Here is a 14,237-nt window from a genome sequence, read left to right on the forward strand (position 1 = left end):
CGTCCGGAGCACGATCGAGCTGTCAGCACGAAACGACAGTCTCGAAAGGTAATGACGATGAGTGAGAACACCAGGGTCGCGATCGTGACCGGCGGATCCAGCGGGATCGGCCGCGAGGCCGCTGCCCGGCTCGGCCGCGACGGCTACTCCGTTGTGATCGGCTACTCCGGCAACAAGGACCGCGCCGAACTGGCCGTCAAGGAGGTCGAGGCCGACGGTGGTCGGGCGATCGCCGTACAGGCTGATGTCGCCGATGAGAACGCGGTCACCGCGCTCTTCGATCGGGCCGAGCAGGAGTTCGGTGGGGTCGATGTGGTCGTCAACGCGGCCGGCATCATGCCGCTCGCGCCGCTGGCCGAGCTCGACCTGGAGGTCTTCGACGACATCGTCCGGACCAACCTGCGCGGCACCTTCGTGGTCGACCAGCAGGCCAGCCGCCGGGTCCGCAACGGCGGCGCGATCGTCAACATCTCCAGCTCGCTGACCCGGCTGGCCCGCCCGGGTTACTCGGCGTATGCCGCGAGCAAGGGTGGGGTCGAGGCGATCACGCTGATCCTCGCCCGCGAACTGCGCGGCCGCGATGTCACCGTGAACGCGGTCGCCCCCGGCCCGACCGCGACCCCGCTGTTCCTCGACGGCAAGCCGCAGGAACTGATCGACCGGATCGCCGCCGAGCCGCCGCTCGAGCGCCTCGGTCAGCCGTCCGACATCGCCGAGATCATCGCCTTCCTGGCCGGACCCGCGCGCTGGATCAACGGCCAGGTCATCTACGCCAACGGAGGTTCGGCAGCATGAGCGTCGTACTCATCAGTGGCGCGTCGAGCGGTTTCGGCGCCTTGACCGCCCGCGCCCTCGTCGACGCCGGACACCTCGTGTACGCCGGAATGCGCGACCTCGCCGGTCGGAACGCAACTGCCGCGGCCGACGCGCTCGCTTACTCGCCCAAGCTGCAAGCGGTTGAACTCGACGTCAGCTCGGAGAGTTCGGTGCAGGAGGCGGTGGACACGGTCGTCAGCGAGCAGGGGCGGATCGACGTACTGATTCACAACGCCGGCCACATGGTCACCGGCCCGGCCGAGGCGTTCACTCCGGAGCAGGTACTGGATCTCTACGACACGAACGTCGTCGGCACGCAGCGGCTCAATCGGGCGGCATTGCCGGTGATGCGTGCTCAACAGGACGGTCTGGTCGTGTGGGTCGGCAGCTCGAGCACGCGCGGCGGCACCCCGCCGTACTTGGCCCCGTACTTCGCGGCGAAGGCCGGGATGGATGCACTCGCGCAGAGCTACGCGTTGGAGCTGGCGCGATTCGGCATCGAGACGACGATCGTCGTACCGGGTGCTTTCACGCACGGTACGAACCACTTCCTGCACAGCGGATCACCGGCCGACACCGACGTGGTTGCGGCGTACGAGACGAAGTACGCCGGTCTGATGGAGCACGTCGGTCAGCGACTGGCCGATCTGGAACCGGAGTGGTCCGACGTCGCCGAGGTCGCGCGGCTGATCGTGTCTGTGGTCGACACCGAGAAGGGCAAACGCCCGTTCCGCGCGAGCTACGACCCGTCCGACGACGGCGCGATCGTCGTCAATGCGGTCGCCGACCGAGTCCGGTCCGAGTTCCTCCACCGGATCGGCCTGGAAGACCTTCTGCACCCCGTCGCATGACTGCTTATACGCACTTCCTGCCGCCCGAGTACGTCGCGGCGGCGGAACGAGCCGGGCATCTTCGACCTGACGGGTTGCCCGGTTGGCCGACGTACCCGCGAGGTGATGTCTTGTCGATCCCCTCGCCGGGTGTGCACTTCGGAGACGACTTCCGCGCTCGGGTGCTCGCGCGTCGCGTCAACGAGCTCGCCGCTGAGCGCTCCAGCTTCCTGGCCAGTCTTCCGCTGCCGGACGTCGACGCGGCGCTGGCCGAGCTCGACTACGCGTACGACGTCTTGCACGCGGACGGCATCATCCTGCTCAGCAACGTGACTGGGCTGTACCCGGGTGAGCCCTCGTGGGAGCCGCTGTGGCGAGCCCTCAACGAGCGGTCGGCCCAGGTACTTCTCCACCCGACCTCACCACCGCAGTGGCGGCAGGTCGCGCTGGATCGGCCGCGTGCGTTGATCGAATTCCCCTTCGACATAGCGCGAGCGGTCACCGACCTGACCCTGACCGGCGTCCTCACCCGGCACCCCGACATCCGCTTCACCATCTCGCACGGTGATCTCCTGGGCTGCCTCGCCGACCGCATCGACGAGTCAGCCCTCTGGAAGAACTTCACCTACACCGACTGCTGTCGATAATCGTGGGCGAATCGGATCGTTCGTTTCTGCTCCTCGGGCGTGCCGACCGGGCACAGGACGAACTCGGTCGCCCCGGCGTTCGCGAACCGCTCGATCTCCCGCGCGACCGTCTCCTCATCCCCGAGTACGGCCGTGTCCTCGGGACCGGCCAGCCCGCCGCGATCCAGCACCGCCCGGTACGCCGGCATCTCGCCGGCCATGCCGAAGCGGTCGTGGATCCAGGCGCGGGTCGCGTCCGGATCGTTCGTGACCGCGACAGTCGCGGCCGCGATCACCTCGGGTCGTGGTCGTCCGACGGCGGCCATGTCGATGGTCGGGCGGATGTACGACTCGATCAGTTCGGGGCCGACCCAGCTGGTCGTCGTACCGGCTGTGAGTTCGCCGGCGATCTTGAGCATCCGCGGTCCGAGCGCTGCCACGATCACCTCGGGCGCTTCCGCACCTGCGATCGACAGCTGACCGCGGGCGGTGATTCGCTCGCCCTGATAGTCCGTTGGTTCGCCGGTGAGCAACCGGCCGAGCGCGTCGACGTACTCGCGCATGTAGTCCGCCGGCCGCTCCATCGACAACCCGTGCAGTCCCTCGATGATGAGTGGATGGCTCGACCCGACGCCGAGGAGGAGCCGGTTGTCGGTGAGCGCCTGGACGCTGCGCGCCTGGGCCGCCAGCGCGATCGGGTGCCGCGGATACACCGGTACGACGCCGACCGCGAAGCCGATCGTGGATGTGTACGGCGCCGCGCCCGCGACGAGGGTGAGAGCGTCCCAGCCGGTGCGTTGGCTGAACCAGATCCGATCGATACCGCTGTCCTCCGCCGCCTTCGCGGCTGCCCCGACCTGCTCGATGCGCAGGCCCTCTTCGTCGATCCACAGTCCGATTCGCATGCTCACCAGTCAAGAAGGCTCGAGCCCGCTGACCCAGACCCACTTACGCTGTGCAGTAATAAGGAATCGTGATCGCTGGGGGTGGCGGTGGAGCTGCGGCAACTGCGGTACTTCGTCACGGTCGCCGAGGAACTGCATTTCGGGAGGGCAGCCGAGCGACTCGGCATCGTGCAGCCCGCGGTCAGTCAGCAGGTTGCGCGGCTGGAGCGGGAGTTCGGGCTGCAGTTGCTCGACCGATCCTCGCGGCACGTTCGGCTGACCAACGACGGCGAGCGTCTGCTGCGCGAAGCGCGCGCGGTACTCGCCGCGGCCGACCGAACCACCGAGGTCGCGGCCGAGCTCGTCTCCGGTCGCGGTTCGCTGATCAGGATCGGTACGGCGCCTGGTCTGCGCGACCGCCTTGAGCGCGGCCTCGCCGTACTCGCTGCCGATGGTGAGATCAAGCTGGTCGCGGGGACGCCGGCCGAACACCTGGCTGCGTTGCGAACCGGCGAACTCGATCTGGCGTTCGTCCGTGGCGAGGTGACTGCGCCGGACCTCACCACGATCGAGCTCTGGCGCGAACCGATCTCGGTGCTGGCACCGACGGCGTACCGGTCGGACGACGGGCTGAAGCCGGCCGACCTGGCCGAGGTGCCGCTGCGGTTGCCGCCGGACCCCTGGTTGCGTGAGCAGGTGCTGGCCGTCTGCCGGGAGGCCGGCTTCGAACCGGTCCTCGGACGACCGGCGGACAACATCGAGCATGTGGTGATCGAGATGTCGGTCGGGACGCCGTCGTGGACCGTCGTCTACGGGACATCGTGCGGCTCGGGCGAAGAGGCGGTCTGGTTGGGGCCGCTGGTGCCGGCGTTGAGTGCGCCCGGGCAGTTGGTGGCGGTGGCAGGACAGTCGGCGCACTGCCTCGACGTCGTGGCCGAGGCGTTTCGTTGAGAGGTACCCCGGCGGGCCCTGACAGCTCCGCCGGGGTGGCTTCTGTTGACTACTCAACAAGCACCGGATCGTACGCGGCAAACGGCTTCCCGGGCAGGGCTCGTCTCAGATTCGGAGGACCAGCCGGTGATCGGTTGCTGACACAGCGGGTTTATCGTTGGTAGTCGCAACCAAATACCTGGCTGGGTGAGGACACGCCGGCCGCTTCCGCCCCGGGGGACAGTGCTGATCCACTGCCCTCGGCCGAAGCGAGCCCGACGAACGGAACGCGATGTCAGCCTTCACTCCCTACCGGTCCAAGTACGCCGTGAAGGAGGCCGTCGTACCGGCTGCTGAGCTCACGCATCGGCAGATCCTCGAGATCCTCGCCGGTCTGCTGGCGGCGCTGTTCACCGCGGTGCTCAGCTCGACCATCGTCAGCAACGCGCTGCCGACGATCATCGCGGACCTCGAGGGGTCGCAGACGCAGTACACCTGGGTGGTCACGAGCAGCCTGCTCGCGATGACTGTGTCGACGCCGGTCTGGGGCAAGCTGTCCGACCTGATGAGCAAGAAGCTGCTGGTGCAGCTCGCGATCATCATGTTCGTGGTCGGGTCGGCGCTGGCCGGGATGGCGCACAACGTGCCGTTCCTGATCGGTGCGCGGGTGCTGCAGGGGCTCGCGATGGGCGGGCTGATGGCGCTCGCCCAGGCGATCGTCGGTGCGGCGATTCCGCCTCGGGATCGTGGGCGGTACTCGGGCTACATGGGCGCGGTGATGGCGGTCGCGACGGTGTCCGGTCCGCTGGTGGGCGGGGTCATCGTCGACACCTCGTGGCTTGGGTGGCGCTGGTGCTTCTACGTTTGTGTGCCGTTGGCTGTGCTCAGCATGATCGTGTTGCAGCGGTATCTGACGCTGCCGGTGCTGAGGCGGCCGATCAGGCTCGACTACCTGGGCGCCGTACTGATCGCCGGCGCTGCAAGCTTGCCGTTGATCTGGGTCTCGTTCGCGGGACAACACTTCGCGTGGTGGTCGTGGGAGACCGGTGCCTACCTTGGCGGTACGGCGTTGCTCGGCCTGCTGGCCGTTGTTGTCGAGACCCATGCGCGTGATCCGCTCGTGCCTGTGTCGGTGGTGCGTGAGCGGACGACGGCGTTGGCGATTTTGGCCAGTCTTGCGGTGGGGATCGCGATGTTCGGGAGCGCGGTCTTTCTGGGGCAGTACTTTCAGGTCGCGCGGGGGTATAGCCCGACCGAGGCTGGGCTGCTGACTATCCCGATGATGCTCGGTTCGTTCTTCGGGTCGGTCGGGTCGGGGCAGTTGATCACTCGGTACGGGAAGTGGAAGCGGTACCTGGTGATCGGTGGGTTGTTCCTCACCGCGGGGCTCGGACTGCTCGGCACGATCGACCACACGTCGCCGTACTGGTATGTCGGGGTTGGGATGCTCGCCATGGGCATCGGCATGGGCATGATGATGCAGAACCTGGTACTCGCCGTACAGAACACTGTCGACGTCAGCCAGGTCGGTGCGTCGAGCGCGACGGTCACGTTCTTCCGCAGCCTCGGTGGTGCTGTCGGGGTCTCCGTCCTCGGCGCGGTTCTAGCGAACCGGGTGACCGAGCTGATCACCCGAAACCTGGGTGCACCGCCGACCAGCTCGGGTGGCTCGGTGCTCGACGTCAACGCGCTGCCCGCACCGGTCGCCGAGATCGTTCGGCATGCCTACGGCGACGCGACCGGCCGAATCTTCATCATCGCGGCCGGATCCGCGGTAGTGAGCCTGCTCGCGGTGTTGTTCATCCGCGAGGTCCCGCTCCGCCGTACCGTCGCGATGACCGACGAAGACGCCGCCGCTGACCTGTCGGCCGCTGCGGCCCCGGGTGCCGCCGGCCCAGGCGTCGTACCGGCAGCCGATGGGCATGCATCCGACGATCCGGCGGAGCGCGCGGCGGCGGTCGCCCTCGACGTGATCACCTCCGCCGAACGAACCGCCCGCGAACGCGAACGCGAGGCCATCGAACGCGTCCAGGCGGCGGCGAACACCATCCGCCAGATGCGTACCGACGTCGCCGACCTCTTCACCCGCGTCGACCACCAACTCGCCACCCTCGCAGACACCCTTCCCCAACCGGCAGCCGCACTCTTCGAAGCCCATCACCACACCGGCGACCTCTCCGCCGAACTCCGCCACTACGAACTCAGCGTCCTCACCGCCAGCCAACGAACCGCCGACCACCTCCGCCAAACCGCCAAAGCCGAAGCCGACCACCTCCTCACCGAAGCCCGCGCCGAGGAGCAAGAGATCCGCACCCGCATAGCCGAACTAGAAGCCGTAGAACACCGCCTCCTAACCCAAATCCGCACCACGCTCACCACACCGGCCGCACCCACGACCGCAGTCGGCGCATCCGCAACCGCCGTCCCCGCAGCATCCACCCCACCCGCAGCACCTACCCCCGCAGCGCCCGCGCCCGCAGCGACGGCGACCCAAACGGCGCAACCCACCCACGCGCCCCACACCGTCCTGCCGCCCACCCACCACCACGCCGGCAACGGCTACCCCGACGTCGAACACCGCCAACCCTTCGGCTGACCAGGCGGACCGCCAACACTCACCAACCTCCGCCACACCCCGTCCGCCACGCTCAGCACCCGCCCGGGAACCCCCGCCGAAGCAGGTTGGTGAGTGGCTCAGGTCCGCCCCTCCGACAGACAAACGCCCGACCGACAGGACGTATACGCCCGCGACGGTGGTTTGTGGGTGAGGTCCAGGCGGGCAGCGGGGTATGCGCACACGTCTACCTCCTGTCGTTCGGGCGATGAGGTGGGCGGGCGCGCTGTCGTTCGGGTGATGGGGTGAAGGTGCGCGGCGCCGCGGGGCGAGCGGGTGAGTGGCTCGGGTCCGCTCCCACCCCGCACCCCTCCGACGGACGAGTGTCCGACGGACAGGACGTATACGGGTGCGATGGGGGTTTCGGGGGACGGGGCAGGCGGGCGGTGGGGTGTGCGTACACGGCTACCTCCTGTCCTTTGGGTGTCGGTGGGGAATGGCATGCTTTCGGGGTGGAGACGTGGGATTCGGAGCGGGTGCTTGCGCTGGCATCTGATGGGGCGTCTGCCAAGGCGGGGCAGGGGTTGGCTCGGGCGGGGAAGTGGTCGGGCAGCGGGGTGTCCGGGCGGGCGGTGTGGGGGTTGTGTCAGGGGAGTGGGAAGCAGCCGTATCAGACTGCGGTCGACCTAACCGGCCCGGCGTTCAAGTGTTCGTGTCCTAGCCGGAAGTTTCCGTGCAAGCATGCGCTCGGGTTGCTGTTGTTGTGGGCGGGCGGGGAGGTGCGGCCGGGCGAGGAGCCGGAGTGGGTTGAGTCGTGGGTCGGCAAGCGGGCCGAGCGGCCGGAGCGGAAGCCGGGGGAGGTTGCTGATCCGCTGGCCGCGCAGGAGCGGGCGTCGCGTCGGGCCGATCGGGTATCGGCAGGGATGGCGGAGCTAGCGAGCTGGCTGGACGACCAGGTGCGCCAAGGGCTAGGCGGATTCGACCAGCGTGCGTACACCGAGCTGAGCCGACTAGCCGCTCGCATGGTCGACGCGCAGGCACCGGGCGTCGCCGGAGCGGTACGGCGTGCTGCCGGAGTCGTCGGGCGTGGACACGGCTGGCCGGGTGAGCTGCTCGAGGAACTGTCCCTCATCCACCTGATCGTCGCCGCCCACGCCCGCATGCCCGACCTGCCGCCCGCACTCGCGGACACCGTGCAGTCCCGCATCGGCTGGACCGTCGAAACCGCCCGCGTCCTGGCCGACGGCGAGCAGGTCGAAGACGACTGGCTGGTTCTCGGCCGAGTGATCGAACCCGACGACCGCCTCACCGTCCGCCGCGTATGGTTGCGCGGGGCAACAACTGGCCGCCTCGGCCTGATCCTCAACTTCGCCGCCGCCGGTCGACCCCTCGATCCACTCCCGGCCCGACCAGGCGAGTACGTCCCCGGCGTCCTCTCCTACTACCCTGGTGCCCTGCCGATGCGCGCACTCCTCACGCAGTCCGCACCCCGCCTCCCCGCGCCGCGCCCGACCGGATCCACAGCCCACCAAGCCCTGGCGTCGTACGTCGAATCCGTCGCCGCCGACCCGTGGAACGAGCGCTGGCCGCTCGTCCTCCAAGACGTCCGCCCAGCCCGGTACGGCGAAGGTTGGGCGCTCGTGGATGTCGAAGGCGAAGCCCTGGAGCTCCTCCCGGGCATCGACCCGTGGAAGCTGCTGGCGGTATCAGCCGGCGACCCGATCACCGTCGCCGGCGAGTGGAACCGAGCCGGCTTCCGCCCCATGACCTGCTGGCACGCCGACCGGCCGGTGCTCCTGTGAAGGGCTGGGACGGGCTGGTCAGCTCGGCGTTGCTGGGAACCGAGCGGCGCCCGACGCATTTCGAGGAGCTGCCAGCGGCGATCCAGGACAAACTTGGTGACGGCGGTCTGCTGGATGCGGCCGCGCTGGCGACGCTGTATAAAAGGGCCGGCCGCAAACCGCTCAATGACGTCGAGCCGTTGCCGACGATCCCCGGCGAGGACCGCCCCTTGCCGCGACCAGCGGCGATCCGCCGACTGGCAGCGATGCTTGGTGGGTTCCAGACGACAGCGCTCGGCGAGTGGTTGCGGGCTGCGGATGCCCGCGGCTGGGGCGTCCCACCGGAGTACCTGCCGGCCTTGGCCGACCACGCGCGCAACCGAGCGGAGTACCGGCCGCTGGTCATCGCAGCCGCCGGACGCCGAGCGCATTGGCTCGCAGACCTCAACCCAGACTGGCGTTTCCTCCACGCAGCAATTGCCGACAGCAACAACCCAGAACTGTGGACCCACGGCGATCCCCTGCAACGCCGCAGCTGGTTGCGCGACCTCCGCCGTACCGATCCGTCAGCGGCCCTGGAGGCGCTGCGCGAGGTCTGGCCAACCGAATCCGCAGCAACCCGCACCGACTTCCTCGCACTACTCGCAGAAGGTCTGACCCCAGCCGACGAGGACTTCCTCGAAGCCGCGCTCGACGACCGCTCCCGAGAAGTACGACGACTTGCCGCCCGACTGTTGACTCGCCTGCCGGACAGCCGACTCAGCCACCGCATGACCGAGCGCCTGCACGCGCATCTGCTGTTCAGCCAAGGCGTTCTCACCGTCGACCTACCCAGACAGCTCAATGCTGCAATGGAGCGCGACGGAATCGACTCCCAGCTCACCGAAGGAATCGGCAAGCGCGCCAACTGGTTCCGCCAAATCGTTGCTTCCACCCCGCTATCCGCGATGGACCCCGCCTGGCTGCAACTGCCGGTCGAAGGTTGTGCCCCCGAAGTCCTGCAAGCCGGGTTGACCGAGGCAACCATCCGCGAGGGATCACCCGACTGGGCGCGCGAAATCCTGCGCACCAACGCGAACACCGGCACCCGCAGCCCCGCCGAACTCCTCAAACTCCTCCCGCCCGACGAATGGGCAAACGCCGTACAGGCCCTGCGCAAGTCCGTCGACATCACCGAACTGGTCGGCGGCCTCCCCGTCCCCTGGCCGGCCTCGCTCGCCACCATGTTGCTCGACCAACTCGCCAAGGTCGGCACTGCACGCGACTGGGCCCGCCTGGCGAGCGTGACCGCCCGCGCCGCACCACCCGACGTACTGGACCATCCGATCACCCGCGAACCGACCGGCGAAGAAGACACCTGGCGCCGACGACTCGTCGAAACCCTGACCTTCCGCCGCGAGCTATACGAGGAGCTGTCATGACCGAAGTACTGCGGCCGCACGCCGAGACCGAGTACGCCGGGGAGCTGGCCGCGCTGGCGGCCGCGGACGACCGTACGCGCCCGCCCGCGTGGCAGTTGTCGCCCGCGGCGGTCGTCACCTACCTGCTGGGCGGACGGGCCGGCGACACCGAGATCTCACCCAAGTACGTCGGCCCGCGTCGCCTGATCGAGGTTGCGGTCGCGACGCTGGCGACGGATCGGGCGCTGCTGCTGCTCGGCGTCCCCGGTACGGCGAAGACCTGGGTGAGTGAGCATCTCGCGGCCGCGATCAGCGGGGACTCGACGTTGCTCGTGCAAGGGACTGCAGGGACGGCCGAGGAGGCGATCCGGTACGGATGGAACTACGCGCAGTTGATTGCCCAGGGCCCCAGTGAGGCGGCGTTGGTACCGAGTCCGGTGCAGCGGGCGATGGCCGAGGCGAAGATCGCCCGGATCGAGGAGCTGACCCGGATGCCGTCCGATGTGCAGGACGCGCTGATCACGATCCTGTCCGAGAAGACGCTGCCGATTCCCGAGTTGGCGACCGAAGTCCAGGCCCGCAAGGGATTCAACGTCATTGCCACGGCCAACGATCGCGACAAGGGCATCAACGAGCTGAGCTCCGCACTGCGGCGCCGGTTCAACACCGTCGTACTGCCGCTGCCGGACAACGCCGAGGACGAGGTCGAGATCGTGTCCCGCCGAGTCGCGCAGCTCGGCTCGGCGCTCGAGCTGCCGCAGGCTGATGACGCCCTCGACGAGATCCGCCGGGTGGTGACGATCTTCCGCGAACTGCGGTCAGGTCGCACCGAAGACGGCCGTACGGCGGTCAAGTCGCCGTCCGGCACGCTGTCGACCGCGGAGGCGATCAGCGTGGTGACCGGCGGTCTCGCGCTCGCCGCGCACTTCGGGGACGGCGTACTGCGCCCGACGGACGTGGCCGGCGGCATCCTCGGTGCGGTCGTCAAGGACCCGTCGGCTGATCGCGTCGTCTGGTCGGAATACCTGGAGACGGTGGTCCGCGAGCGCGACGACTGGGCGCCGTTCTATCGGGCCGCGCGAGAGATCTCCGGATGACCGTTCACCTGCTCGGGATTCGGCACCACGGCCCGGGGTCCGCGCGGGCGGTTGCGACTGCGCTCAACGAGTTGCGGCCGGACGTCGTACTGATCGAAGGGCCGCCGGAGGCTGACAAGGTCGTCGAGTTGGCGGCGTCCGAGGAGATGGAACCGCCGGTCGCGTTGCTGGCTTATGCGGTGGACGATTCGACGCGGGCGGCGTTCTGGCCGTTTGCGGTGTTCAGTCCGGAGTGGCAGGCGATCAAGTACGCGCTCGCGGCCGACGTACCGGTGCGGTTCTGCGATCTGCCGGCGGCACAGCAGTTCGCGTCATCCGGTCGCGAGGGTCGGCGGGGCGTGTCGATGGATCCCTTGGCGACGCTGGCGAACGCGGGTGGGTACGACGATCCCGAGCGCTGGTGGGACGACGTGATCGAGTCGCGGCGGGATGGCGCCGAGCCGTTCACCGTGATCGCCGATGCGATGCGCGAGCTGCGGCATGACGAGGAAGCGAGTGGGCGGGAGGCGCAACGCGAGGCCTACATGCGGACCGTCCTGCGGAAGGCTCAGCGTGAGGGCTTCGAGCGCATTGCGGTGATCTGTGGTGCTTGGCATGTTCCCGCGCTGGAAGCGCCGTTGCCTCCGGCGACACATGATGCGCGGATCCTGAAGGGGTTGCCGAAGCGGAAGGTCGCTTGTACGTGGGTGCCGTGGACGCACGGTCGGCTCGCGGCGGCCAGCGGGTACGGCGCCGGCATCACCTCGCCTGGTTGGTACCACCACCTGTTCACCGCGCCGGACCAGATCACCACGCGCTGGCTGACCAAGGTGGCTCAGGTGCTGCGGGCCGAGGACCTGCCGGTCTCCAGCGCACACGTGATCGAGGCCGTCCGCCTCGCCGACACCTTGGCTGCGCTGAGGGAACGCCCGTTGGCCGGGTTGAGCGAGGTCACCGAGGCAACGAGAGCAGTGCTCTGCAACGGAAACGATGTTCTCCTCAACCTCGTCACCCGCGAAGCGGTCGTCGGCGAGCTGCTCGGATCCGTACCGGGCGAGACGCCCCAAGCACCCGTGGCAGCAGACCTCGCGGCGCAGGCGCGGCGGCTCAGATTGCGCCGGGACGCGGCCGAGCGCGTGATCGAGCTCGACCTACGCAAGCCGAACGACCTGCAGAAGTCGCGGCTCCTGCATCGCCTCCGCATCCTCGGCGTGCACTGGGGTGTCCCGGCGGCCGACGAACGACGCGCGCAAGGCACCTTCCGCGAGATGTGGAAGCTGATCTGGGATCCCGGTCTCGAGGTCGAGCTCGTGGCCGCCGGAGCCCACGGTACGACGGTCGTCGGCGCCGCGACCACGGTCATGCTCAAGGTCGCCGCCGACTCGTCGACCCTCGCGGAAATCACTGCTGCACTGGAGAAATCGCTCCTCGCTGACCTGTCCGACGCCCTGCCCGACCTTCTTCAGGGCGTTGACAGTAGAGCAGCTGCGGACGCGGATGTCGGTCACCTGATGGAGGCCTTGCCCGCGTTGGCCCGCTCATCCCGGTACGGCGATGTTCGCGGGACCGACACCGCCGGTCTCGGTGCAGTCGCAAGCCGGATGGTGTCGCGGATCTGCGCCGGCCTCGGCCGCACGGTCCACGGACTCGATCCGGAGGCGGCGACCGCCGTACAGGAGCTGATTGACGGCGTACAGGATGCGACCGCGTTGCTGGCCGAAGAAGTAAGGGCTGAGTGGTTGCGTACTTTGGAGGGTCTCAGCGATCGGCCGTCAGTGCCGCCGTTGATCCGCGGGCGGCTGACGCGGTTGATGCTCGACACGTCGCGACTTCCGGATCACGAGATCGCGCTCAGGTTGGGCCGCGCGCTGTCGCCCGGTACGCCGACCGCCGATGCGGCCGGGTTTGTCGAGGGCTTCCTCGCCGGTGGCGGTTTGCTGCTCGTGCACGACGAGCGGTTGCTGGGATTGGTCGATGCTTGGCTGGGTGCGATCCCGGATGATGGATTCGTCGAAGTTTTACCGTTGCTGCGAAGGACTTTTGGCACTTTTGCTGCTCCGGAGCGGCGTACTATCGGGGCCCGAGCGAAGGTGCTCGCCGATCCCGGAAGCGCGGTGGTTGCTGATGACAACGATCTTGACGCTGAGCTGGCTGCTTCTGTGCTGCCTGTGGTCGCTCAGTTGCTGGGGGTCTGATGGACGAGCGACTACGCCGTTGGCGACTCGTGCTCGGCAGCGAGGCCGACCCCGAGACCGGTACGACGCTTTCCTCCACCGACCAGTCGATCGACAAGGCACTCGCAGCTCTGTACGACGCGGTGCCCGGCGACCAGGGTGGTCAACGGGCCGCCGGGCTGGGGTCGTCGGCGCCACGGGTTGCGCGTTGGTTGGGCGACATTCGGCAGTACTTCCCGAGCACGGTCGTCCAGGTGATGCAACGGGACGCCGTGGACCGCCTCGGCATTACCCGGATGCTGATGGAGCCCGAGCTGCTGAACGCGGTCGAGCCGGATGTGCACCTGGTCAGCACACTGATGGCGCTCAACGAGGTGATGCCCGAGGAGACCAAGCAGACCGCTCGCGAGGTGGTAGGCCGGGTGGTCGCGGAGCTGGAGGCGCGACTCGCCGAGCGCACCAGGGCGGCGGTCACCGGTGCCCTCGACCGCGCTGGGCGTACCGGTCGGCCGCGACATTCCGATATCGACTGGGACCGGACGATCCGGGCAAACCTCAAACACTTCTCACCGACGCTCGGCACGATCGTGCCGGACCGACTCGTCGGGTACGCGCGGCGGAATCACAGCGTGCAGCGCGACGTCGTACTGGCCATTGATCAGTCGGGGTCGATGGCTGAGTCGGTCGTGTACGCCGCGTTGTTCGGGGCCGTGCTCGGATCGATCCGGACGTTGAAGACGAGCCTCGTGGTGTTCGACACCGCGGTGGTCGATCTGACCGACCAGCTGGAGGATCCGGTCGACGTACTGTTCGGGACGCAGCTCGGTGGGGGTACGGATATCAACCGCGCGCTCGCGTACTGCGAGCAGTTGGTCACCAAACCGGCGGAGACCGTTCTCGTGCTGATCTCCGACCTCTACGAAGGTGGAGTGCGCGAGGAATTGTTGCGGCGGGCCCGTGGTTTGGTTGAAGCAGGTGTGCAGGTGATCGCGCTGTTGGCACTGGCCGATTCCGGCACTCCGTCGTACGACGCAGAGAACGCCGCCGCGCTCGTGGAGCTCGGCGTACCGACCTTTGCCTGTACGCCGGACCGCTTTCCGGACCTGATGGCCGCCGCGATCCGTCGCGACGACATCACCAGCTGGGCCTCGACCAACTTGTCGTGA

At 68.3% G+C, this 14,237-nt stretch carries 11 protein-coding genes; 10 read left to right on the forward strand and 1 reads right to left on the reverse strand.

Annotated features, from left to right (window positions below; translation table 11 throughout):
• Window positions 1–57 precede the first annotated feature (57 nt).
• The 3 genes from ABD231_RS18930 to ABD231_RS18940 are packed head-to-tail and all read left to right on the forward strand — an operon-like array spanning window position 58 to window position 2,293.
• Complete coding sequence (locus tag ABD231_RS18930; RefSeq protein WP_344153250.1) at window positions 58–795, forward strand: SDR family oxidoreductase; 738 nt, start codon at window positions 58–60, stop codon at window positions 793–795.
• Window positions 792–1,667 (forward strand): SDR family oxidoreductase, encoded by an 876-nt coding sequence (locus ABD231_RS18935; RefSeq protein WP_344153253.1) that lies wholly within the window; start codon window positions 792–794, stop codon window positions 1,665–1,667. Before ABD231_RS18930 ends, ABD231_RS18935 begins: the two co-directional genes overlap by 4 nt.
• Complete coding sequence (locus tag ABD231_RS18940; protein ID WP_344153256.1) at window positions 1,664–2,293, forward strand: amidohydrolase family protein; 630 nt, start codon at window positions 1,664–1,666, stop codon at window positions 2,291–2,293. The genes ABD231_RS18935 and ABD231_RS18940 overlap by 4 nt, the downstream gene beginning before the upstream one ends.
• On the opposite strand, the gene ABD231_RS18945 is transcribed toward ABD231_RS18940, so the two are convergent.
• The gene (locus ABD231_RS18945; protein WP_344153260.1) at window positions 2,272–3,177 is read right to left on the reverse strand and encodes a TIGR03564 family F420-dependent LLM class oxidoreductase; all 906 of its coding nucleotides are present in this window, start codon (window positions 3,175–3,177) and stop codon (window positions 2,272–2,274) included. The two genes, ABD231_RS18940 and ABD231_RS18945, sit on opposite strands and share 22 nt — an antisense overlap.
• Before the next feature lie 87 nt (window positions 3,178–3,264).
• Between ABD231_RS18945 and ABD231_RS18950 the strand changes: the two genes are divergently transcribed.
• From ABD231_RS18950 to ABD231_RS18980, 7 genes are all read left to right on the forward strand, one after another.
• On the forward strand, window positions 3,265–4,107 hold the full coding sequence (locus tag ABD231_RS18950; RefSeq protein ID WP_344153263.1) for a LysR family transcriptional regulator: 843 nt from the start codon (window positions 3,265–3,267) through the stop codon (window positions 4,105–4,107).
• A 271-nt stretch (window positions 4,108–4,378) separates the two neighbouring features.
• Complete coding sequence (locus ABD231_RS18955) at window positions 4,379–6,682, forward strand: MFS transporter (protein WP_344153266.1); 2,304 nt, start codon at window positions 4,379–4,381, stop codon at window positions 6,680–6,682.
• Window positions 6,683–7,152: 470 nt separating this feature from the next.
• Window positions 7,153–8,442: an SWIM zinc finger family protein gene (locus tag ABD231_RS18960; RefSeq protein ID WP_344153269.1), complete on the forward strand. Its 1,290-nt coding sequence runs from the start codon at window positions 7,153–7,155 to the stop codon at window positions 8,440–8,442.
• Window positions 8,439–9,842, forward strand: a complete 1,404-nt coding sequence (locus tag ABD231_RS18965; RefSeq protein WP_344153272.1) for a DUF5691 domain-containing protein — start codon at window positions 8,439–8,441, stop codon at window positions 9,840–9,842. The genes ABD231_RS18960 and ABD231_RS18965 overlap by 4 nt, the downstream gene beginning before the upstream one ends.
• Complete coding sequence (locus tag ABD231_RS18970) at window positions 9,839–10,918, forward strand: ATP-binding protein (protein WP_344153275.1); 1,080 nt, start codon at window positions 9,839–9,841, stop codon at window positions 10,916–10,918. Before ABD231_RS18965 ends, ABD231_RS18970 begins: the two co-directional genes overlap by 4 nt.
• The gene (locus ABD231_RS18975; RefSeq protein WP_344153277.1) at window positions 10,915–13,092 is read left to right on the forward strand and encodes a DUF5682 family protein; all 2,178 of its coding nucleotides are present in this window, start codon (window positions 10,915–10,917) and stop codon (window positions 13,090–13,092) included. The genes ABD231_RS18970 and ABD231_RS18975 overlap by 4 nt, the downstream gene beginning before the upstream one ends.
• Window positions 13,092–14,237: a VWA domain-containing protein gene (locus ABD231_RS18980; protein ID WP_344153279.1), complete on the forward strand. Its 1,146-nt coding sequence runs from the start codon at window positions 13,092–13,094 to the stop codon at window positions 14,235–14,237. The genes ABD231_RS18975 and ABD231_RS18980 overlap by 1 nt, the downstream gene beginning before the upstream one ends.

The organism is Kribbella yunnanensis (assembly GCF_039529655.1).
Classification (GTDB): Bacteria; Actinomycetota; Actinomycetes; order Propionibacteriales; family Kribbellaceae; genus Kribbella; species Kribbella yunnanensis.